At 45.9% G+C, this 20,271-nt stretch carries 27 protein-coding genes; 9 read left to right on the top strand and 18 right to left on the bottom strand.

Annotated features, from left to right (window positions below):
* Positions 1 to 65 precede the first annotated feature (65 nt).
* A complete protein-coding gene (gloA2, locus tag FSB84_RS12580) occupies positions 66 to 455 on the bottom strand; it encodes an SMU1112c/YaeR family gloxylase I-like metalloprotein (RefSeq protein WP_130541099.1) in 390 nt (129 codons plus the stop codon).
* A gap of 133 nt (positions 456 to 588) precedes the next feature.
* Here gloA2 and FSB84_RS12575 point away from each other — a divergent pair, with 133 nt between their 5' ends.
* The gene (locus FSB84_RS12575; RefSeq protein WP_130541101.1) at positions 589 to 1,398 is read left to right on the top strand and encodes a M48 family metallopeptidase; all 810 of its coding nucleotides are present in this window, start codon (positions 589 to 591) and stop codon (positions 1,396 to 1,398) included.
* Positions 1,399 to 1,476: 78 nt separating this feature from the next.
* Here the strand turns inward: FSB84_RS12575 and FSB84_RS12570 are convergent, their stop codons facing one another.
* From FSB84_RS12570 to FSB84_RS12550, 5 genes are all read right to left on the bottom strand, one after another.
* Positions 1,477 to 1,893 carry a winged helix-turn-helix transcriptional regulator gene (locus tag FSB84_RS12570; RefSeq protein ID WP_130541102.1) on the bottom strand — a complete coding sequence of 139 codons (417 nt, stop codon included), beginning with the start codon at positions 1,891 to 1,893 and terminating at the stop codon, positions 1,477 to 1,479.
* A 39-nt stretch (positions 1,894 to 1,932) separates the two neighbouring features.
* Complete coding sequence (locus FSB84_RS12565; protein ID WP_130541104.1) at positions 1,933 to 2,391, bottom strand: YciI family protein; 459 nt, start codon at positions 2,389 to 2,391, stop codon at positions 1,933 to 1,935.
* 162 nt (positions 2,392 to 2,553) lie between these two features.
* Positions 2,554 to 3,054, bottom strand: coding sequence for a hypothetical protein (locus FSB84_RS12560; RefSeq protein ID WP_130541106.1), 501 nt, complete (start codon positions 3,052 to 3,054; stop codon positions 2,554 to 2,556).
* Positions 3,055 to 3,128: 74 nt separating this feature from the next.
* Positions 3,129 to 3,653 carry an RICIN domain-containing protein gene (locus FSB84_RS12555; RefSeq protein WP_130541108.1) on the bottom strand — a complete coding sequence of 175 codons (525 nt, stop codon included), beginning with the start codon at positions 3,651 to 3,653 and terminating at the stop codon, positions 3,129 to 3,131.
* An 88-nt stretch (positions 3,654 to 3,741) separates the two neighbouring features.
* The gene (locus FSB84_RS12550; RefSeq protein ID WP_130541109.1) at positions 3,742 to 4,125 is read right to left on the bottom strand and encodes a hypothetical protein; all 384 of its coding nucleotides are present in this window, start codon (positions 4,123 to 4,125) and stop codon (positions 3,742 to 3,744) included.
* A 130-nt stretch (positions 4,126 to 4,255) separates the two neighbouring features.
* Here FSB84_RS12550 and FSB84_RS12545 point away from each other — a divergent pair, with 130 nt between their 5' ends.
* Positions 4,256 to 4,462, top strand: a complete 207-nt coding sequence (locus FSB84_RS12545; RefSeq protein WP_127130571.1) for a YqaE/Pmp3 family membrane protein — start codon at positions 4,256 to 4,258, stop codon at positions 4,460 to 4,462.
* A 56-nt stretch (positions 4,463 to 4,518) separates the two neighbouring features.
* Here the strand turns inward: FSB84_RS12545 and FSB84_RS12540 are convergent, their stop codons facing one another.
* Both FSB84_RS12540 and FSB84_RS12535 read right to left on the bottom strand, forming a co-directional pair.
* On the bottom strand, positions 4,519 to 5,025 hold the full coding sequence (locus tag FSB84_RS12540; RefSeq protein ID WP_130541111.1) for a hypothetical protein: 507 nt from the start codon (positions 5,023 to 5,025) through the stop codon (positions 4,519 to 4,521).
* Positions 5,026 to 5,040: 15 nt separating this feature from the next.
* Entirely contained in the window at positions 5,041 to 6,255 is a 1,215-nt protein-coding gene (locus FSB84_RS12535) for a TlpA disulfide reductase family protein (RefSeq protein WP_158643877.1), read from the bottom strand.
* A 57-nt stretch (positions 6,256 to 6,312) separates the two neighbouring features.
* On the opposite strand from FSB84_RS12535, the gene FSB84_RS12530 reads away from it, so the two are divergent.
* Positions 6,313 to 7,641, top strand: coding sequence for a hypothetical protein (locus tag FSB84_RS12530; protein ID WP_130541114.1), 1,329 nt, complete (start codon positions 6,313 to 6,315; stop codon positions 7,639 to 7,641).
* Between the two features lie 11 nt (positions 7,642 to 7,652).
* On the opposite strand, the gene FSB84_RS12525 is transcribed toward FSB84_RS12530, so the two are convergent.
* The 3 genes from FSB84_RS12525 to FSB84_RS12515 are packed head-to-tail and all read right to left on the bottom strand — an operon-like array spanning position 7,653 to position 9,745.
* Positions 7,653 to 7,940: a hypothetical protein gene (locus tag FSB84_RS12525; RefSeq protein ID WP_130541116.1), complete on the bottom strand. Its 288-nt coding sequence runs from the start codon at positions 7,938 to 7,940 to the stop codon at positions 7,653 to 7,655.
* Positions 7,941 to 7,977: 37 nt separating this feature from the next.
* Complete coding sequence (locus FSB84_RS12520; protein ID WP_130541118.1) at positions 7,978 to 9,081, bottom strand: AI-2E family transporter; 1,104 nt, start codon at positions 9,079 to 9,081, stop codon at positions 7,978 to 7,980.
* Between the two features lie 55 nt (positions 9,082 to 9,136).
* Positions 9,137 to 9,745, bottom strand: a complete 609-nt coding sequence (locus FSB84_RS12515) for a TetR/AcrR family transcriptional regulator (protein ID WP_130541120.1) — start codon at positions 9,743 to 9,745, stop codon at positions 9,137 to 9,139.
* Positions 9,746 to 9,814: 69 nt separating this feature from the next.
* On the opposite strand from FSB84_RS12515, the gene FSB84_RS12510 reads away from it, so the two are divergent.
* Complete coding sequence (locus FSB84_RS12510) at positions 9,815 to 10,009, top strand: hypothetical protein (RefSeq protein ID WP_130541122.1); 195 nt, start codon at positions 9,815 to 9,817, stop codon at positions 10,007 to 10,009.
* The gene (locus FSB84_RS12505) at positions 10,006 to 10,422 is read left to right on the top strand and encodes a hypothetical protein (protein WP_130541124.1); all 417 of its coding nucleotides are present in this window, start codon (positions 10,006 to 10,008) and stop codon (positions 10,420 to 10,422) included. The genes FSB84_RS12510 and FSB84_RS12505 overlap by 4 nt, the downstream gene beginning before the upstream one ends.
* Here FSB84_RS12505 and FSB84_RS12500 read toward each other — a convergent pair.
* The 3 genes from FSB84_RS12500 to FSB84_RS12490 are packed head-to-tail and all read right to left on the bottom strand — an operon-like array spanning position 10,391 to position 12,652.
* Positions 10,391 to 10,831, bottom strand: coding sequence for an SRPBCC family protein (locus FSB84_RS12500; protein ID WP_130541126.1), 441 nt, complete (start codon positions 10,829 to 10,831; stop codon positions 10,391 to 10,393). The genes FSB84_RS12505 and FSB84_RS12500 overlap by 32 nt on opposite strands.
* An 8-nt stretch (positions 10,832 to 10,839) precedes the next feature.
* Positions 10,840 to 11,958: an AAA family ATPase gene (locus FSB84_RS12495; RefSeq protein ID WP_130541128.1), complete on the bottom strand. Its 1,119-nt coding sequence runs from the start codon at positions 11,956 to 11,958 to the stop codon at positions 10,840 to 10,842.
* Positions 11,942 to 12,652, bottom strand: coding sequence for an RNA ligase family protein (locus FSB84_RS12490; RefSeq protein WP_130541130.1), 711 nt, complete (start codon positions 12,650 to 12,652; stop codon positions 11,942 to 11,944). The genes FSB84_RS12495 and FSB84_RS12490 overlap by 17 nt, the downstream gene beginning before the upstream one ends.
* A gap of 246 nt (positions 12,653 to 12,898) precedes the next feature.
* Here FSB84_RS12490 and FSB84_RS12485 point away from each other — a divergent pair, with 246 nt between their 5' ends.
* On the top strand, positions 12,899 to 14,371 hold the full coding sequence (locus FSB84_RS12485) for a metallophosphoesterase family protein (RefSeq protein ID WP_130541132.1): 1,473 nt from the start codon (positions 12,899 to 12,901) through the stop codon (positions 14,369 to 14,371).
* Positions 14,372 to 14,527: 156 nt separating this feature from the next.
* On the opposite strand, the gene FSB84_RS12480 is transcribed toward FSB84_RS12485, so the two are convergent.
* Positions 14,528 to 15,037, bottom strand: a complete 510-nt coding sequence (locus tag FSB84_RS12480) for a hypothetical protein (RefSeq protein WP_130541134.1) — start codon at positions 15,035 to 15,037, stop codon at positions 14,528 to 14,530.
* A gap of 447 nt (positions 15,038 to 15,484) precedes the next feature.
* Here FSB84_RS12480 and FSB84_RS12475 point away from each other — a divergent pair, with 447 nt between their 5' ends.
* Both FSB84_RS12475 and FSB84_RS12470 read left to right on the top strand, forming a co-directional pair.
* On the top strand, positions 15,485 to 16,360 hold the full coding sequence (locus FSB84_RS12475; RefSeq protein ID WP_130541135.1) for an aminoglycoside 6-adenylyltransferase: 876 nt from the start codon (positions 15,485 to 15,487) through the stop codon (positions 16,358 to 16,360).
* 109 nt (positions 16,361 to 16,469) lie between these two features.
* Entirely contained in the window at positions 16,470 to 17,411 is a 942-nt protein-coding gene (locus FSB84_RS12470; RefSeq protein ID WP_130541137.1) for a hypothetical protein, read from the top strand.
* A gap of 18 nt (positions 17,412 to 17,429) precedes the next feature.
* Here FSB84_RS12470 and FSB84_RS12465 read toward each other — a convergent pair whose 3' ends face one another.
* Complete coding sequence (locus FSB84_RS12465) at positions 17,430 to 18,158, bottom strand: GAF domain-containing protein (RefSeq protein ID WP_130541139.1); 729 nt, start codon at positions 18,156 to 18,158, stop codon at positions 17,430 to 17,432.
* 190 nt (positions 18,159 to 18,348) lie between these two features.
* Between FSB84_RS12465 and FSB84_RS12460 the strand changes: the two genes are divergently transcribed.
* Positions 18,349 to 18,855, top strand: a complete 507-nt coding sequence (locus FSB84_RS12460; RefSeq protein WP_130541140.1) for a GNAT family N-acetyltransferase — start codon at positions 18,349 to 18,351, stop codon at positions 18,853 to 18,855.
* 2 nt (positions 18,856 to 18,857) lie between these two features.
* Here FSB84_RS12460 and FSB84_RS12455 read toward each other — a convergent pair whose 3' ends face one another.
* Together FSB84_RS12455 and FSB84_RS12450 are read right to left on the bottom strand one after the other, a co-directional pair.
* Complete coding sequence (locus FSB84_RS12455; RefSeq protein WP_130541142.1) at positions 18,858 to 19,532, bottom strand: DUF6985 domain-containing protein; 675 nt, start codon at positions 19,530 to 19,532, stop codon at positions 18,858 to 18,860.
* A gap of 148 nt (positions 19,533 to 19,680) precedes the next feature.
* Positions 19,681 to 20,265, bottom strand: a complete 585-nt coding sequence (locus FSB84_RS12450) for a PhnA domain-containing protein (RefSeq protein ID WP_130541143.1) — start codon at positions 20,263 to 20,265, stop codon at positions 19,681 to 19,683.
* Positions 20,266 to 20,271: the final 6 nt, after the last annotated feature.

The raw sequence follows: 20,271 nt of genomic DNA, 5'->3' as shown, positions 1-20,271 counted from the left end.
TGGCATTTCCTCTAACCATTAATTCAATTAATGGCTAAAGTGCAAACTCTTGAATGGATGGCAGGTCAGATTTCATACAACTCAAGCGGGAGGCCATCCGGATCTGCAAAAAACGTGAATCGCTTTCCGGTATATTCATCAGTTCTTACAGGTTCTGTAACAACCTGTTCTTTTTGCAAAACAGCAACCGTAGCTTCTATATTATCAACCTGGAAAGCCAGGTGTCTTAATCCGCAAGCCTCGGGACGTGAAGGACGTGGAGGCGGTTCCGGAAAAGAGAAAAGCTCAATCAGGTATTCGCCGTCAAGGGCCAGGTCCAGCTTCCAGGATTGCCGAGCTTCCCGGTAAACTTCCCGGATCACAGAAAGGCCCAGAACTTGTGTATAGAAATACTTCGAGCGTTCATAATCTGAACAAATGATGGCTATATGGTGAATTGCTTTTAATCCTGGCATGTTTTTCAGATTTGCATGAAGTTCTAAATTAACGATAAAGATCCAAGCAGGTGCAGCTACCGGCTCTGATTATCCCCCTTTTATGGGATTGCAAGCGTTAAGGGGAAGAAATAGTTTTATGAAAACAAGAAAAATGCACAGGTCTCTATTGTTCATTGTTCTCATATCATCTTTTTTCATTTCCTGTAAAACCGTTCCTGTAACCGGACGGAAACAATTGAACATTGTTCCGGATTTCATGATCAAGGAACTCGCTTTTTCCGAATACGACTCCATTGTGAAAGTCAGCCGTACACTGCCGGCACAGGATGAACGTGCTGCAATGGTGACCCGGATCGGTACAAGGATACAGAAAGCTGTTGAATTGTACATGCAGCAGAACAATTTCCAGAAAGACCTCAAACATCTCAGCTGGGAATTCAACACCATCGATGAAAACATTGTAAATGCCTGGTGTATGCCCGGAGGAAAAGTAGTGGTGTATACCGGATTGCTGCCGGTTACACAGAACGAAACAGCACTCGCTTTTGTAATGGGACATGAGATCGCCCATGCCATTGCCAGGCATGGTAATGAAAGAATGAGCCAGGGATTACTGGTGAACCTGGGTGGTCTTGTACTCCAGGAAGCATTAAAGGAAAAGAAAAAAGAAACACAGGTTTTGTTTCTTGGTCTTTATATGATCGGATCCAATCTTGCTTATTCCCTCCCCAACAGCCGTTTACAGGAAAGTGAAGCAGACAAGCTGGGACTGATCTTCATGAGTATGGCAGGCTACGATCCAACTGAGTCCGTTGCATTATGGCAACGAATGTCCCAGGCAAATGGAAAAACAAAAACGCCTGAATTCCTGTCAACCCATCCTTCAGATGAAACGAGAATGAAGAATCTTGCAGCATTGATCCCGGATATAAAAGCGAAATATTATAAAGGAGACTTCTGATTTTTTTGTCTTTTTCGGCCAGCCGGCTTTGCATGTGAAGATGCTCATTCGCCCTTCGGGGCCAAACTCGTAAGGACACTATTCCAATTTTCCAGAAAATTCAAAGTTTGTCAATAAAGGAGGAATACCTGCGCATGGAGGCTTGTCAGGCATGGAATAATCCGGGACAATTTCCTCCCTGTGCTTATTGCCCCATTGCTCCATGGCATCGAGTACGGGCAATATGCTTTCGCCTAAACGGGTCAGGAAATATTCCACTTTCAAAGGCAGGCCGGGATAAACGGTTTTTGTGACAATGCCATAATCTTCGAGTTCTTTCAATGCCATATTGATCACTCTTGGATTGGCCTGGTCTACGGTACGGTGCAATTCGCTCGGGCGCCTTACACCCCTGTGAATATATTCGATGATCAGTGATTTCCATTTTCCACCCAGCACCTTCATGGCAATGCTGATGCCACATTCATACCTCTCTGGTATCTTTTTCTCGTACATCGTTGCAAAGTTTATTTGTAAGCGTTACCAACTCATAAGTTATGGTTGCTGCTCTTCTATTTTTCCATGATAAGGAAGATACATCGGCAAGGCCGCCGATCCGTACCATTCCAGTATTTCGGCATCCAATACTTTTTCTTTGATAGCCGGATCTGTATCCAGCAATGCTTTTGCTTCTTCAACAGTTCGAACGTTCAGGATGAAAATACCACGGAAGGATTTATCATTCTTTTTGAAAGGGCCGGCCACCACCAGTTTTCCTTCCTTCGCCAGTCTTCCTATATTTTCCATATGTCTGCGAAACAGCAGGCTCAGCTTATCTTTATCAGTAGTGGTATTGCTTCCGGTTTTCAATATTACAAAAATGTAACTCTTCATTCCATATTTATCGGCACCCAGAGAATCGGCCAGGGCTTTGTTGTACACTTTTCCTGATTCCTGAGCAGATACAACAAAACCACCGCTGAACAACAGGATGGTAAACAGCAAATTCTTCATAAAGTTGTTTTTGGGTAAAGAAAGAAGAAAACGACAATTTGTAAACACCTGCACACTACTAAGGTAAGCAATTCAGCGTTGCAGAGATCCGTTCCCAGAGGGCATTTCACGACACTAAAAAAGGCAGCACGAGGCTGCCTTCCTGTGTTTAATAGTTGATGATCATTTTTCTTTTCCAACAACGTAAATCTTTTCTTTTCCGTCGTAAATGATCCTGAGCCGGAGTGATTCCACCTCATTCAGGACCACGGCGCCGAAAATGCCTTTCCCAAGATCCAGGTTCAGGATCCTGCAACGCGAAAAGGAAGCGTCTTTCAGCAAATCAAGTGGCTCGTCCGCAGTGAGTGTGCCGGTTTGTCCTTTTACATTGGTGGCATTCACCTGCATCTGCAGAATGGTTACAGACATTACTTTGTCATCTCCCAGATTGACCAACTGAAGCTTGCTGGCTCCCTTTTGTTTGTCGAATTTAGAAACATGACAAAAGAATTCTTCATCAAGCTGGAATCTGTCTGCATTTCCATCTTTTCTGAATTGTTCCACGCGGGCTTTGCACTCTGTGATGCAGGAAGAATCGGTAACGTTGAAAGAGGGTTTGGCACTGGTTTGCGCCATCATGGGCAGGCTGAGGAACATCAGCCAAAGGGTACAGAGGGTTTTCATATGAGTACTCAGGATTTAGGTTGACCGCGAAAAATAATCAAAACTTTTTTCTCCTGCAACCATCCCGCAACTCATCATATGGGCCTGAATTCCCATAGATGATACTTGCCTCCGTCAGGAACAGGGCCAAACCGCATTTCCTTATCAGCTGAAGTAATGAAAGCACTCAGGAAATTACCATTTTGATTTTTGATCACCCAATAACCTGATGGTGTTGATTCGATGCTGTACTGATCACTGCCATTGGTTGGAAGACTGATAATGGGCGTATGATCTTTTACTGATGGATGAGGTTGAAAGAAAAGATCATTGAAGCCGTTGAGAAGTATATTGAATTTTTTTCCTTTTGAAACCAGTTTCCATTTTTGTGTACCGTCTTTATTGAACTCCTGTAAAAAAACATTCTGCCCGGAAGAAGACATGGCCGGAGTGATTGCTTCTCCTGTTTCCACGTTCACGATGTAATAAGTTCCTGCCGGCAGTTTCTTTTCTGCTTTCGGGGATTTGTTATTCCCCTGTGCAATAACGGAAGTAGTGATCATACATAAGCCTGCAATCACTCCCAGGCGAATTGACCTGCAATAGAAAAAGGTAAACATAGGCGTAGTTTTCGCCAAAATTGGTGAGCAGACCAAATACTGGAAAAAAGGAATGAGCCATTCACTGGAATGGATGAGCAATCGGGCGTTACTCATCTACCCAGGCCCCTACCCATTGATTGAGATCGTCCACAGGGTTGGGCAATCTGCCCGCCAGCCATTCCTGCAGATCATCGGGTGAAAATTCTGAGTGATTGCATTCTATCACCCAGCTGAGGAATTCCTGCGGCCCGCCATTGAGGTATGGCGGTGGTGAAACAGGGAAAAATACAGTGGGCAATTTCTCAGATACAGAAAGATTATTCACCACAAAAGAAATTTCCTGCACAACCTGCCAGGCAACGGGTTTGCTGATATCGATCCTGAACTTCAGCCACCACAAACCTTCTTTGGTATTACCCGTTCCAATATTCCCTTCGATAGCAGGGATTTTTGTCAGGAAATCTTTCAACGCTGCAAAACGATCTTTCATGAGCTTCGATTTATTGAACCTGATCAGCAGGTTCTGCAACTAAACTTACAACATACATACGGCTTTTCAATAATACATTTTCACGATCCTGCTTCCTGGATTTTCTTTACATTAGCTGAAATCAGTAGCCATGACTTTATTAGCGATCTTATTGCCCTGGCTAAGCTTCATCCTGCGGGGAAGGATACTGACCGGCATACTGTGCCTGATCCTTCAGATCACACTAATTGGCTGGATCCCGGCCGCCATTTGGGCCGTGATCTCTTTGCAAAATGCAAGGGAAGATAAGAGAACAAGAAGAATCGAAAGGGCCATCAGGGAAAGCAACCGGAGATAAATAAAAGAGGCGGCAATCGATGCTGCCGCCTCCTGTAAGAATGAAACAATCAATATCTATTTTCCGGAAACCCTGGCAGATACTCCTTTTAAATAAGCAGCAGCTTCTTGCTTCAATTCCTCTACCAGCGCCGCTTTCGGCACATCTTCACCTTTCACAACGATTGTGATCCTCAATTCAGATCCACCCGCTTCCTTATTCGTTACATAAAATGCCATCACACCTTCTTTGATACCGGCTGGCAATGGGGCAGCCAGTTTTAGCACGATCATTTTGTATTCAGGTTGATACTGCGCAACAAGGTCTTTTCTTTCCTTACCATCGGCAAATTTCACTACCCGGGTTTGATTGGGATGATCGCCCATAACCGTTACCGATTGAACATAGCCATTGCTGATCTCGTTCCATTTTCCTGTTTCTTTGATCAGGTCCCAAACAGGCAAAGACTTTACACTGAACACTGCTGCGGTATCTGCATCCCAGTGAAATTTCTGGGCGGCTGTCATCTGCGCGTTCACTTTAGCACCAGTGAACAGCATCAGCATCAAAAATATCCTGTACATAATTCCTGATTTTTTTTACATGTTGGTCATGGGAATAGCCTTCATCACTCCTGCCGGCTTTTTTTCTTCCTGCCCCGGAGCAGGAACTTTTTTTCCGAAAAGTTCAGCCAGTTTCTTTTCTATTTCACTACCGCCTTTGGGATCGAAGCCCACTTCGCTGGCGATGATGGTGCCATCAGGACCAATCAGGAAAGTAGAAGGAACACCCGTTACTGCAAAGCGGCTCTGGGAAATATTCTTATTGTCCAGTGATTGCTTCCAAGGATTGCTTTCTTCTTGTACAGCTTTAAGCCAGGCAGCTTTGTCTTCATCGATTGAAACACTGTAGATCTCGAATGACTGGTCCCTGTAAGCTGCGTACACTTCGCGCATACGCGGGAATGATTTGCGGCAGGGCGCGCACCAGCTTGCCCAGAAATCGATCAGCACATACTTTCCTTTCAACTCCTCAAGCGAAAAGTCCTTTCCCGCGGGATCAGGCAACACAAAATTGGCAACCTTCTTACCTATCGCAGAATTCTTCAGTCCCTGAATATGATCGGCAAACTTCTGTGCAGGATCGGTCTTCTTCAGCTTTGCAGACAACATACCCAGCAGTTTTTCCTTTTTCTCTATAGTTGAAACCTGACGGCCAGCTCCCGCCAATACAAATGCACCTGCATAGGAATCGGGATGATCCTTCAGCAGTTTTTCAATTAATGGAATCATGTACAAATCCTGCAGAGAGTCTCTGCTATGTTGTAATGCCGTGTAGTCAGCATCCTTTTCATTTTTCCTGTACCAGTTATCACCATAAAGTTTTGCCAGTGCCATGCTTACATTCCTTTGTGCAGCGCTGCTCTCCTGCTCGAACCGGCGGTAAACCACAGCAGCTTCAGGTCCTTTCACTTCCGAAGATTGCGCCAATCCTTTTCCTGCATCGGAGTTTACATAATAAGTTCCAGGGCCGGCAATAAGTATACCGAAAGGCTGGTACATCATTCCTCCATGACGGAGATATTCCGGATAGAGGTTCCTGAATGTTGGTTGTTCAAATGGAAAACTGAAACTGTATTCTCCGTTTTGGATCACGGCAGAATCCCGGCTAGTACGCGTGTAGAGATAGATCTTGTTGTAACCTTTCAGATCACCGGTGAGTGTACCTTTGATGGTGACCATATTCTTTCCGGACTGCGCATGCGAAAACAATCCACAGGAGATTGCCGCCAGGCAGAAAAATAATTGCTTCATTGTCTGAATATTGATGGACGCTGAAGTTACCTGGTCCCAACACATTGTAAACAACCAATGGACCAACTGCTAAAACCGGTTGACCAAACCATCATTCATGCAGATTTGAGAAAGATCAATTTTTTAGCTAAGTTGCTGTTGATGCGGTACATTTTTCTTTTATTTTCCAGCCTTTTATTTCTGCGTGCACATGCACAATCCGATCCCTGGACGGGGGTCTGGAAGATGAATCTGAAGCGCACCAATCAGTCGGACCTGCAATTCCAGATACAGATCGGCAAGCCAGAACAGGGGCTTCTCTATCCTGCAGTGATCACGATCCAGGACCGCGTTTTCACCGGAGTGTATGAAATGTTGCTGGTGCGAAAAAGTGAATACCAGCTGGGCATCGGCCGTTCCAAATATCCTTTGAAGGAAACACCTTTCAAACTCGGTATCTGGCTCTGGTACCTGAATGGTACGCTGGATATGAAAGACAATCAAATCAGCGTGAACCGCCTGTTCATAGACCAGGCAGATTTCTGGATGCGTGGATTATATGACGATGATGAGATTTTCGTGGTCCCGAAAGTAATGTTGCGCGATTTCCTGTACCGCAACAAGATCACGCTCACCAAATCAGCCAACAAAGCTTTTCCTGATTCCAGCGCCGGGAGGATACTCCATCCGGAGACCAGCAAACTCTATTTCGGAATCTACGACAGGATTGAATCCAAACAAGACAATATCACAATCAGGCTTGCGGACAATGAACGGTACGACAAAGACACAGTCACCCTCCTGCAAAACGGAAGGGCCATCTTCACCAAAGAACAGATCACTGATGCGAACCGCGTTCAGAATTTGCGTCTTGACACCGGTCGTAATCTTTTTCTATTCTTTGCTGATAATTACGGTAATATACAGCCGAATACCGGCAATCTGCAAACCACTATCGACGGAAAGGATTACGAATTCTCATTCGGCAATCGATACAACGCTTATGCCACCTTCATTGTAGCCGACATCTACCATCACCCTTCAAAGGAGCCTGCGCCGGATACTATGGTCAATAACAGGGTCACCACACCTGTCGCCAGCTTCACCGTGAACACGGCAGACATCATTCTGGAGCTGAGAGATACTGAAATACAGGATGGTGACAGCATTTCTCTTCGCTTCAACGGGCAATGGATCGCGAAAGGCTTTCCTGTGAAAAAAGCTATTCAGGAGATCCCGGTCAAATTGAAAAAAGGAGAAAACAGGTTACTTTTTGTAGCAGATAATCTCGGATCCATTCCTCCCAATACGGCGGAGCTGCGTATCAGGTATGGAAACCAGGTGAAGACGCTTGCGTTGAGTACAGACCTTGCGAAAAATAATGAGATCATATTGATGCTGGACTGATCGAACAACTATCAGGTCAACATCGATCTCAGTTCTTCTGCAATCAGCCCCAGCATCACGCCATTGGATGCGCGTCCGGTTTTATACTTTTCCAATATTCCATCATTGAATAATTCTGCAATGAGTTGGATCTGTGCAAGCGTGGCTGATTCGGCAGATGGTAGGCCGGCAGGAACTTCTGGATGTTTGGGGAAGCCGTTCTTCTCACGGCCACCATTGAGCTTGAACCATTCCGCAATCAGTGCATATTGTTGCCGGACCCGGAACGGAAGAGTTTCCTGATTGTCCATTATTTTCATGAATAAGGTAAATGATGGACCAAATCTAAACAACTGATCAAACCGCCGGTACCGTTTTTTCACCCTGCCTGCTACCAGGCAGTGCTTTCTTTTCAAGCCAGGATGTGAACACGGTATAGAAAACGGCCATGATGATGGCTCCTTTGAACATGCCGGTGAATCCCCATGCGGCCAGTCCTCCCACCACTCCGGTGAACAGAACGAGGAAAGGCAGTTTGCCTCCGCTTTTCGCTATGAGTACAGGTTTCAGTACCGCATCCGCAGCAAGCACCAGTGCCCCATAAATGCCGAGAAAGATAGCAGTGCCGCTATGCCCTTCCAGAGCAGCCCAGATTACGAGTGGCAACCAAACTATCAAAGGCCCAACCTGAATCAGCACCAGGAAAAACACAAGCGCCGCCAGCAGTATTTTGAAATGCAATCCCGCGATGGCAAAGCCTATCCAGGAGATCACTGTAGCAATGAAAGCCGTTCCCATAACACCGATGGACACACCTTTAATGGCATGCCCGGTAGCCTCCATCAGTGTGAGTCCATCCCTTCTGCCCAGCAGGTGCTGCAGTGTTACTTTAACAGGCTGCAATACACGATCCCCGGCCACAAGCATGAATGCTGATATAATGATGCCCAGCATTACCTGTACCGCTGCTCCGATCACCCCTGCGCCCCCCGTAAGCAGATGGTGCAATACCACCTGCAACTGGTGTTCATATCCCATCAGCGTTTCTTTTGGATTGAGCTGCAGGTTCTGCCAGAAGGAAGCAATACTTTCTCCGATAAGTGGCCAATTGGATACATTTGGCGGTAAAGGTGGCAATCCATTCTCCTTCACTTCAGTTGCCAGGTGCATCAGGTCTTTCACATGCCTGCCCAGTGCAGTGACCACATAAACAAAAGGAAGGGCCACAATAACAATGAGAATAAGGGAATACAGAACAGCTGCCAGTTTCCTGCGCTTCACCAATCTCACCAACCCTTCATATGGTGCGGAGAATGATACATAGAAAATAATGGCAAAAGTGAACACACCCAAAAATATCCTCAATGTGTCTACCAATGCCATGATCAGCGCCAGCAGCAACAACAACACCAGCACGCTTTCGATAAAATTGCGGGAGATGGGAGAAGACTCGTTTCGCATAAGCAGGCGGTTTCCTAAATTTAACTGGAAAAATGGAAACCACCGCCAATCGGGGCTACAATTCAAAACCAGCCTGTGCCTTGCTGGTCATATAAGGATAGAACATAGTGAGGAAAACTTCGCTGTAATGACTGATCGCCTTCTTTCCTTTGAAATTGTTCACCAGTTCATTGTTAGACAACCAGAAATCGATCACGATGAAAGCATGCGTCACCAGCGCCTTCCAGACTTTATCGGGGAAGTCCTCCCGGAACACGCCTTTCCTGATCAACTGCCGGAATATGGCCATGAACTCATCTGTTCTCCTCTTCATCAATTGCTGGTAATCCTTCCTCACCGAAGGTATCCGTAAACTGATCTCCACTGCATGTAAAAAGATAAAACGATACCGATAGATAATTTCGAAAGTCTGATCGATAAAAACACGGAAAGCTCCCGGGCCATCGATCCCTGTCAAATTCATCTTGCTGATGATATCGCTGAAAGCCTCACTCAGTCTGTTGTACAAACTAATGATGATCTCATCGGTGTGCTTGAAATGATAATGCAGGTTGCCCGCACTGATGCCCATCTCCGCTGCAATATGCCGGCTGGTGATGGAACTGATCCCCTGGGCATTGTACAATTCCAGCGCAGTGATCAGGATCTTTTCCTTTGTGTTCATTTTCCAAATTTAGAACATTTGTTCTAATACTGAAAAACTTAGTACATTTGTTCTAAAATCAGGGAGATTATGAATAATGAACGATCCAGTCCCAGGAAGAAGAGATTCGCGTGGTTGGAAAAGATGAGAGGGAAATCTTTAGAGATTCAGCCTGACGACAGCAAGCTGGTCCGGCTGGCCAAGCATTCGGGTTTTTATTTTTTTCTCGTTTTTTTGTCGCTGATCACATTGTCCGTGATTACAGCCGTAACAGTAGTGCTGTGATCAGGCGGCTCTTCGATCCATTGTTCATTTGTTATGGATTACTCTGGTTGCTGGTACAAGGCTTTCGCAAAGCAGGTGTGATCATTACCATATTCAACGATTATCTGACTGACCTGATAGCTGTTCCCGCCATTGCACATCTGACCATAACCATCATCCGGACCTATATAGTAAAAGATCGCTCCTACAATTATCCGTTTGGCTATGTACTCTTCATTGCAGTGTACCTGTCCGTTGTGTTTGAATGGCTGATGCCAGGGTTTTCGCGGGTGTATACGGGGGATCCGGGGGATATGATAGCCTATGGCTGTGGGGTATTATTCTATTATTTCGTACATGGGAAAATGAAAACCGGCAAAAAAGGAAATAGATCCAAACCTATTACTGATCCGGCAAGCGCTCTTCTTCGCTGAGTTTCCGCAACAACTGAAGAGCCGTGTTCCAGTAAAAATTGAAATGTTTGAATATCACATCCTCAGTGAAATTCGTTTGCGTGAACACCAGTGTGGTTGTGCCTTCCGCAAACATCAGCCTGAAAGTGATCAGAGAGTAATTCTCAGGCAGGTCCTCATGTTGTGAGAGTGAGCTCCAGTAATTATATTTGAGCACGGAGGATGGCTCATATTGAAGGATAGTGCCTTTGTTCTCATAAGGAATTCCATGAAGGTTCCCGGAGATCACAATGGCACTACCCGTTCTAAAATCGGAAATGATTTCCATTTCTGCATCCGTCATCCACCGCTTCATGATAGCAGGTGTGGTAAGTGCTTCCCAGACGCGGGTAGCGGGTGCATGTATATTGATTGTTTTATTAATGATCATCCCATAATTTACGCCAATTCCCTGAGATTGATCAAAGAAACTGCATGCGCTTCCCAGGCTGCGGGCACTTCCAGTTTGTTGATCAGCCGCTCCAAAACTTTCTGCGGCACAACAGCTTCCCGGTTCCTGTTCTGTGCAGTCAGCACCTGGTAAGGCACTTCCAGGTAAACGATCCGCACCGCAGCACGATAGGTCAGGAACAATTCGATCAATTGCTCACGCATCTGCCTGGTAGTATTGGTGGCATTCCACACAAAACCTTCGCCACGCCGCAACAGTACTTTCGCCCTCTCCTTCGCCTCCTGGATCACGCGCCCATTGGCCGTTTGATCATCAGCCGCCACTTTCCATTCTTCCCGTATTCCATCCAGCGAGATCACGGGCATCTCTGAAAAGTTCCTGCGGATAAAACTGTCTTTTCCTGCACCGGGTAACCCGCTCATCAGTATCACTTCGAATGCCGGATTCTCATAAGGAACATAATCAACAGGCGCATCATCGGTTTGCAGATAACGCATCTTCGAATGCGGATTTGCAAACGTTTTTTCTGTTCCCCAGCATCGATGTTCCTTACAGAACTCCTCAAAGCAATCGGTCCTGTACAACATTTCTTCTTTGTCTTCGCATATCCTTCCCAGTATGTCTGCCCTTGCGAGAGTCGCCAGCCATTCGGTATTCACTTCATAAGCTGCCCTGATCAGGGTTTTGAGCGGATCAGGCCGTTCCAGCAACCAGATTGGAAGTCCGTGATAACGCACCAGTCCAACTATCTGCTCACGGATCGCGAAGGGCGTTGCACGGTCCCTGTACAAAATCAATCTCGCAGTTTGCGCCCCTTTCTTTGCATGGCCCGGCGAACTGATCCTGCCCTGTTCATCTGTAACAGTGGTGCTTCGTTTTTCCACATCATGCAGTAAAGCGGCAGTCCAGATGATCTCCTGTGTTTCTGCAGGTAATGCATTGAATGCCGGCATTGCCTTCAGCCCATCGATCACCATCTGCGTATGTACCGCCACGTTACCCTCTGCATGATGCAGCGGATCCTGGGGCGTCTGCGCCATATCCTTCACCCAATCGAATTGCTTTTCGATGAATGACCAATCTTTATTTTCAGTGAAAGTCCACATATTTACCTCCTTCCTGATTTAGTTTGGCCCGCTTCCAGTTACGGGTCCAATGCTGATCTGTTTTTACATGCCCTTTACGCACGTACTTGAATACATTGTCGGCAAAGGCATCTGTCGGGTATCCATTCCAGTTACGCGTTACAATTCCTTCCATCGTAACCGGATATCCTTCCTTTGCATCATGCGGCTGAAATGTTCCTTTACCGGATGCAAGTGAAAGCAGTTCCTTCTCAAAGTGGCTGCGTACAGCAGCAGGCTTCAACACCGATATCTCGGGCACCATCGGAAGGTCCAGTAATGCTGCATAGAATTTCGTTTCCTCCCAACCAAGCCATTGATCACGGTCCCGGATAGCAAACACGTAAAAATGATGATCGATATTTTTATATTCGATGGAATGAACGGCATACAGATTTTCGAGAAAGACCTCCATCGTTCCCAGTTCATTCCTGATCCTTTGCCAGAAAATGCGCAGCGTTTCCGTCCATGGAGATGTAGTGGGCGCCGCGTGTGAGCGGGCAAATACACCGTACCTCGACAAACAATTATTTTCTCCATCCAGTTTTTCCGTATGTACAATCTGTTGCATTTGCTGCAACAGTTGCCAGTAATCATATTGAATACGGTCGTCACTCTCAGTACCCGGAGAAAACGGGTAATGATAAGTCCGGCCATATTTCTGAGAAATAGCCATGATAATCAATTAAATTAATGAAAATAAGATTTCTGCTCCCTGGGGATGGGAGAACTTACATGAGATATGTCAAAAGAATTACATGGCTCAAATCTTTGCAGGTTTTGAATGAGATGCGAAGATAGGAATTTTCCATGTGGCTGTCCACAATTCCACAAAGCTTGCGTACAACTACTGAACATTACTTCAGTGCAAGGCAGTAATTTCAATAACGGTAAAGCAACCCCTAAACCTTAAACCTTTTGTATGTTAACGCAGGACCTGAGGGACCGAGCAGCCGCGCTGCGACTGAAATTCCGGACCGAACTTCCGGTTTCATCCTACATACAGGAGTTTCTTGATTTTCTTCCCAATTGCGAATATGAACTGATCAGGTTCATGGTGGCAAAAAATGTATGGCAGGGTTTCATCCCTTCACCACCTGCCAACTACAAACCTAACGAAGGCACAGTTGATCTTGGCCTGGTTCTTTATTGGTTGAACAATCCCTCACAAATCGATTTTTCCATGTTCAGTGCTGAAGAGGAAGCGGAAGCATGGATCCTCATTCTTGCATTGGATGGACTGATTCAGCCTTCTCAAATGACGCAACCAAATGCAGATTTCTTCAAGACCGGTGAGCTCATCTACACAGACGGCAGCGTTCTGAGTACAGAGAAATGGGCCACTTTCGATCAGGGATGGCTGGTAGCTGTGCTCAATATGCTGCAATCGATCCGTCACAATCTATGGTACCATGGAGAACAGCTTCCTGATAAGGCTCCGCCGGTAATAAATCTCACTGGCGCTACACCAGGCCTTATCAAAATTGCTGTATTAGGCGATTGCGGTACCGGCGACTATACATTGCAACGCATCATGCAAAGCATCGTTAAAGAAAACCCGGATTACATCATACATGTGGGCGATGTGTACTATGCAGGCACGCCGCTGACCAACAGCCCCAACGGAAACTATTTCTTTTTTCCTGGTGAAGAAGTTGGCTGCCTGAACAATTTCTGGCCACCGCAATATAAAGGCCGTTCCTTTACCCTTAATTCAAACCACGAAATGTACAGCGGCGCCATCGGTTATTTCAACGATGCACTGGATGCCGCCAATGGAGGAATGAATTCCGTATTCAGTGCACAACAGGGCTCCAGTTATTTTTTTCTGCAATGCGGTGATTGGACGCTGGCCTGCATCGACACCGCTTATCAATCCTCCGTAACCAATGCATTCATGAATGGCAGCATCGGTCTTCCATCAGATGTGCAAACCAAAGCCATACAACAATTACGGCTCAACCCATACAGGACCATTCTCTTCACGCATCATAACGGGTTTGAAGCAGACTGTTCTGATGTTTCACCGCTCTGGGCACAGATACGGGCCGCATTCGGTTCCGATCCCTATGCATGGTACTGGGGGCATGTACATAATGGAATAGTATACAACAGTCCTATTCATATTCCCATCACTGCGCCAAAGCTGAGCACGCAAACCTATGCGAGATGCCTTGGTCACGCAGCATTGCCCTATGGTGATGCAGCTAACCTGATCAACAAACAGATCACCTGGAGGGCAACCAACAGGAAGCCTGCATCCAAAGAGTTGTACAATGGCTGGGCTATGCTCAATTTTTCATTGAACAACAATACTGTCAGCCAGATACAGGAAGCTTTTTACGATCTCACGCAAAATGCTCCTGTATTCCGGCAAACCATATTTTCCAGGTAAGCACAAACAGGACCGGTATCATGTCGGCGTGAGAACCGGTCCATTTTTCCTCTTTTCTTTTTTTATCATTTGTAAAATTTATTTGCCGGTTCATTCCTAACAGCAGTGAAAGGTATCATTCATGGACAGTTGTCTATGACCAAAGTAAAGAAATGATCAGAGCCGGACTTTCTTTGGATCGAGCCCGGCCATTTTCACCAGTTTGAGGCAAAACTCCCTCACATCCGGAAGCGGGTCTGCTGAAGTGGAGCAAACCATGTATTTAAACTTATTGGCAGTATGCGCTTCCAGTATCAAGTAAGAATCGTGCGTCGGAGGGTATTTCGCTTTGATTTGCCAGGGCAGCTCGCCAAAATCAGTTGCCTTCAATTCTTTCAATAAGGAACAATACTGTTTTTCTGTGAGTGGTATCTTTTTCGTGCTGATCACACAGGTTGTATCTACCAATCGTTTTCGATACAACTGCAACAAATAGTCCGCGGATAACAACCTGGGATCGGCAGTGATCATAGAATCATAATACTTTTTCTTCCAGAGTCGGCAACCGTAATTGTTTACCCATACGATCCTTTCCATAAATCTGAGATCATATTGTTCCTTTTCTGTCAACAGGCTATCATCATAGCGGTCATCAAACTCACCTTCCACACAGATTTTAACAATCATTTCGCGCCGGTTGAACCGGATGCAGACAGGTGAAAAATTATAGCTGCTTGCTGCAGTGAACCGGAATGTTTCTTCGCCCGAAAAACCAATGCTCAGATTATTTTCTTTGTACCTGTTGAAAAATTTTGCGCCAATCAGGGATTGGGAAAGGGAATCATCTCTCGACAACTCCTGTCTTTTCTGACAAAAAAGGATTGGAATATCTGCTGCAACTACCGTATCAGGATAATCATATACATCCCTAAACGCGCTCATATCCAGATGGCAATCCGGTGCCGGCTGCCGGGAATGGCAAAATGAGAAAAAGAAACAGCATAATGTGATGATAAGAGAAATTCGCATGAGCGGAAAGGTTTGCAGAAGAGATGCACTGACAGGCCTTTTCAATAAACAGGTCTGGCATTTTTTTCCAGAAATGCTCCTTACATTTGATTTACAACCTTGTGTATGACAAATGACAGAAGAGCCTCCCAACTCAATGAGGTGATACTTTGGGCAACAGCTCAACCCAATATCCGCGCCGCTCTCCTCACCAGCTCCCTCACCAATCCTATCGCTCCCGTTGACGCTTTCAGCGATCTTGACATCGATCTGGTGGTGGATAACTATGAAGAATTCCTGCAAGACGATAGCTGGATCAGCAATTTCGGCTCCATCATCACCACCATCGTTGAAGGGGAGGAACCTTTCGATGGGCGCTGTTCCTCACGCATGGTTTTGTACGAGGATTATTCGAAGATCGATTTCCTGATCTTCTCTGTCAATAAATTCAGGGAGGAAGTGACAATGTCACCGTTGCATGAAGATTGGGATATTGGTTACAAGGTATTGGTGGATAAAGATGGGCTCACTACCAATATGCCGTCTCCCACTCACTCAGCTTTCAATATTCAAAAACCTGATGAAGAAAAATTCCTCTGGGTACTCAACAATTACTGGTGGGACATGACCTATGTAGCCAAATGCCTGGCGCGCGATGAACTTTACTATGCCAAATTCATGTCTGAGCAGATCATGCGCTTCGAGCATCAGCAGGTATTGCTGGAATGGTATATCGGGTCACAGCATAACTGGAACGTAACCACGAATAAATATGGCAGGTTATTCAAGAAATACCTGAGCGCAGAAATGTGGCAGCGCGCCACAGCAACCTTTGCCGGTGCAGATTTGGAAGATAACTGGCGTGCGCTTTTCGCCTATGCAGAACTGGGACGGGAGATCGGTCAGTATCTGTCCTCTCATTTAGGTTATCCTTACCCTTCGGAACTGGACAGGAAGATCACAGCATATCTGTTACACGCAAGAGCCGGTGGCTTAAAATAATACAAAAACATAATCCTGTAATCCATTTATCAACATCCATACTATTTACCTTTATCAGATCGTTTAAGAGGACGCATTGAATTTCTTTTTTATTCATAACCCTATACCGATGTTCTCTTTTCTCAAAAAATCCAAAGCCAATACTGTTCCGGCCTGGGCAGCTTCCTTTTTCTCAGCGGATGAATACAACTACTTCATGAATACGCTGGAGTCAATGCTACAAAGCAGAAATCTCAATTACAGCATCGGCGAAGGGGTGGTTTATCTCAATGGAAGCAATATCGTATTTGAACAACTGGGATTGCTCAACCTGGCGCAAACATGCAAGATCTCAAATCCTGCCAATTGGGAAAACCTGATCCACACCCACTTTCACGAAATGGAACAAAGTTCAGACTTCAACAGATTGTTTGAAGAGAGATCGAAGGATTATGAGTATGCAAAGGATTTCCTGGCTATCCGTTTGTTCAACCAGGATGTTGTGGAAAATGGTCTTAAGGACCTGGTGGTTAGACAGGATTTTTGCGGGGACGCTTTCACTATGCTTTCGTTTGACCTGCCACAAAGCGTAATCAATGTACAGCCGGACCAGGTGAAGCACTGGAACAAGTCAGCAGAAGAGTTGTTCCAAACAGGCAAACAGAATGTAGAAAAGAAATACAGTTTCGATTTTTCCCGCGAAACCATCCATGATTTCGATATCTGGTTCATCCAGGACGAACATCATTTCGTTCCCAATTTCGTTTTTTCCATGAAAAAATATCCCGCGCTCATCGGCGAGTATGGGTCACTGATAGGTGTTCCTCACAGGCATGCGGCCATGATCTATCCCATCGAAACGATAGAAACCATTTCAGCAGTGAACAGTTTACCGTTTATCATTTCCGGTATGTTCAGGGAAGGTCCCGGTTCTGTCAGTAATTGCCTGTTCTGGTACCGCAACGGAATGTTCCAATCGCTCCCTTATGAGATCGGAGAAAACAAGATCACACTGAAGCCAACAGTGGAATTCATTCAAATGGTGGAAAAACTGCCTGCCAGGGATGTCTGATGCCGCAATGTTTTCTTTTTAGATCAGGTGCCTGGTTTTGTTTTCCTGCAAAAAGCGTGTAAGGCCCGTAAGCGACGGCGATGCGTCCGGAAGCTGCTCTTCGCTGACCGTCCGTTTCCAATGGGCGGAGATAACCCCAGCAAAGGAATTGTCTGGCAACACCAGGGGATATGATTTCACTGAGTGAATTCCTGCACTACGGATGATCTCCCGGTGCGGAACATACGCTTCATCCTGCATGATATCCGATACAAAATTGATATCGCGATGGCGCATGGCATTGCCGCAGACAGTACCATCATCCGCCGAAACATATTTGAAGTAGTCCACAAATGATTTCTGGAATCCGCGATGGGCCAGCATTTGGATCATGCCTGCCTCCGGATCGAAAAGCTGGATATTGCCGCAGTCTGCGTTATGGAGCTTAATAGTGCTATCGAGATAATGTTCAAGCACAGCCATGAAACTCCCCCCGCTCTCCTCATGGATATCGATGGCCCGTCCAACGATCAGGCTGAGCCGGGTTTCCGCTTCGCTATCCGTATGCACCCACATTCCTTCCCTTTTCCTGATACGGATCTCTGGAAGCGTGATGCTCAACCCTGAGGCATCAGAGCTGTAGAATTCATTGACAATATAGGTTCCTGAATAAGGTTGCCAGCGGACACTGGCCGCCAGATTGATCAGGAGCGATCGCTCCTCATCCAATGGATACGAAAAGTAAACTGGGTACTCCTGGGTGAACATTTGCCTGAAATCTTGAATAAAGGTATTTTGCAATTTATGCCTTTTGTGATTTTCCCGCATATGATTTTAATCAGGTAAAATAATTAGCCGTAATAACTGATCCTGCCAATCTTCTAAAAACTGAGTCTGTTTTATTCCGGATTTTGATCGGAGCTTTGTTCCGGATATCACTATTAAAACAGTCTGGTTTATGAAAATCCTCAACAGTACGCCGGCGGACATCGATACGATCTTTGAGCTCTATGATCAGGCCACGGCTTATCAAAAATTGCATACAACCCGCTACTGGCTGGGCTTCGACCGGGCACTGGTAGAAGAAGAGGTCCTTGCACAGAGACAATGGAAGGTTGTAAAAGAAGAAGTCATCGCCTGTGTGTTCGTAACGGGGTTCAGTGATCCGCATATCTGGAAAGAAAGGGATGCAGATCCTGCCGTGTACCTGCATCGTATTGCCACCCATCCTGCTTTCCGGGGTCAGGGACTGGTGAAGGAGATCGTGGAATGGACAAAACGGTACGCCAGGGAAAATGGAAAAAAGTTTATCCGGATGGATACGGGCAGTGGAAATGATAAACTCAACAATTATTATATCAGTTGTGGTTTCAATTATCTCGGTACAACGGGCATCCACCCGGATGCGGACCTGCCCTTGCATTATAAAAAAGGAGATTACAGTTTATTCGAAATGGAATTGTAGACTCACCAGAATTTCCACCAGGGCCTTTTGGAAGGCAGGAGTAATTCTTCTTCCAAAGCGATAAAAATGGAATCGCTGTTGGCAGTTTCGGGGTCCCTGTCCCTGTCCGCGATCCAGGTGAGGAAGGCAGTACTGGCATCGCCGATCTCGATGATCCGGTCTTTATGGGTCATTACACCCAGGCCAAATTCCCTGTCCCAGGTGCAGCTGAATTCATATCCCACATAGGCTATATCGTCTTTGCTCACATTGAGCAAATGAACAGCAGAAAGACCGATGAGTTTTTTGAATTGTTGTATTTCATTCACATTGGGCATGAGCGCAGCAGCGAGTTTCTCACTATAGCAATACATGTCCTGCAGTCGTTTGTATTCTGTCAGCAGCGCCATCAGAATCCGTTCCTGTACTTCGTGCTGATGATTCAGCAGGTACTGGTAAGCGTTAATATGGATTGGTTGAATTGCAGGATGCCCGCTGATCATATCTCCACCCAGTGTGATCCTTGCCTGACCATCGGCAGAATACGAATCACCGGTAATGCCGGAAGCATCCAGTCTGCTTTGAAAGCCGCTCCAGCAAGGTAAAGTAATAGGCCCTTCCAGGTTCTTAATTGCGTATTTACCTGATCCTACCGTAAACACTTCAAGGCCGGGGATGCTATCTGGGGGCGTAAACATCAAACAGTTTTAGGGTATTTTGGTCTACTGTAAAATACAAAGAAAGATGGAGGATTGCAAGAGCTATCTCTGCTTATCGATAGACAGTTATAAAAAAAGGACGGCCATGTTCAGGCTCGTCCTTTTCAGTATTAGTGGAAAACAGGAATCAGTTGTTCTGTCTTCTTACATATTTCGTGAGGATCACAATCAATTGATTTTCCACCCTTCCTTCGATCTGTTCCGCATTGTCAGGCACCAGTCTGATATTACGGACTACCGTTCCCATTTTTGCATTAATGGTTGAGCCTTTGACATCGAGTGATTTTACCAGCACAACGGAGTCGCCATTCTGGAGGGTATGTCCGTTTGCATCTTTATGCAGGTCAACGCTGCCATCGTTCTCATGATCTCCGGTGGCTTTAGCCCAGGCCAGTTGTTCTTCGCTGAGGTACATCATATCGATATTCTCGGCGGCCCAGCTTTCGTTGCGGAGGCGGTTGAGCATGCGCCATGTTACCACCTGCACCGCTGGCACTTCGCTCCACATGGATGTGCTGAGCACAGCCCAGTGTTTACTGTCTAGCTCTTCTTTCTTTTCCAACTGCATCCTGCATTTCTCACAGGCGAGGATGGTATCGTCGATAGTCCCATCCGAGGATGGCGGCAGTTCGTAAGGTTTGAGTCCGTTTGCCGATCCGCAGAGTTCGCAAACTTTGCCACTTCTGGCCTCCAGTAAATCAAGCAATTTCATACTATG

It is taken from the genome of Pseudobacter ginsenosidimutans (assembly GCF_007970185.1).
Taxonomy (GTDB): Bacteria; Bacteroidota; Bacteroidia; order Chitinophagales; family Chitinophagaceae; genus Pseudobacter; species Pseudobacter ginsenosidimutans.
The sequence above is the reverse complement of the archived record's forward strand: the minus strand, read 5'-3'. Positions and strand labels throughout refer to the sequence as shown.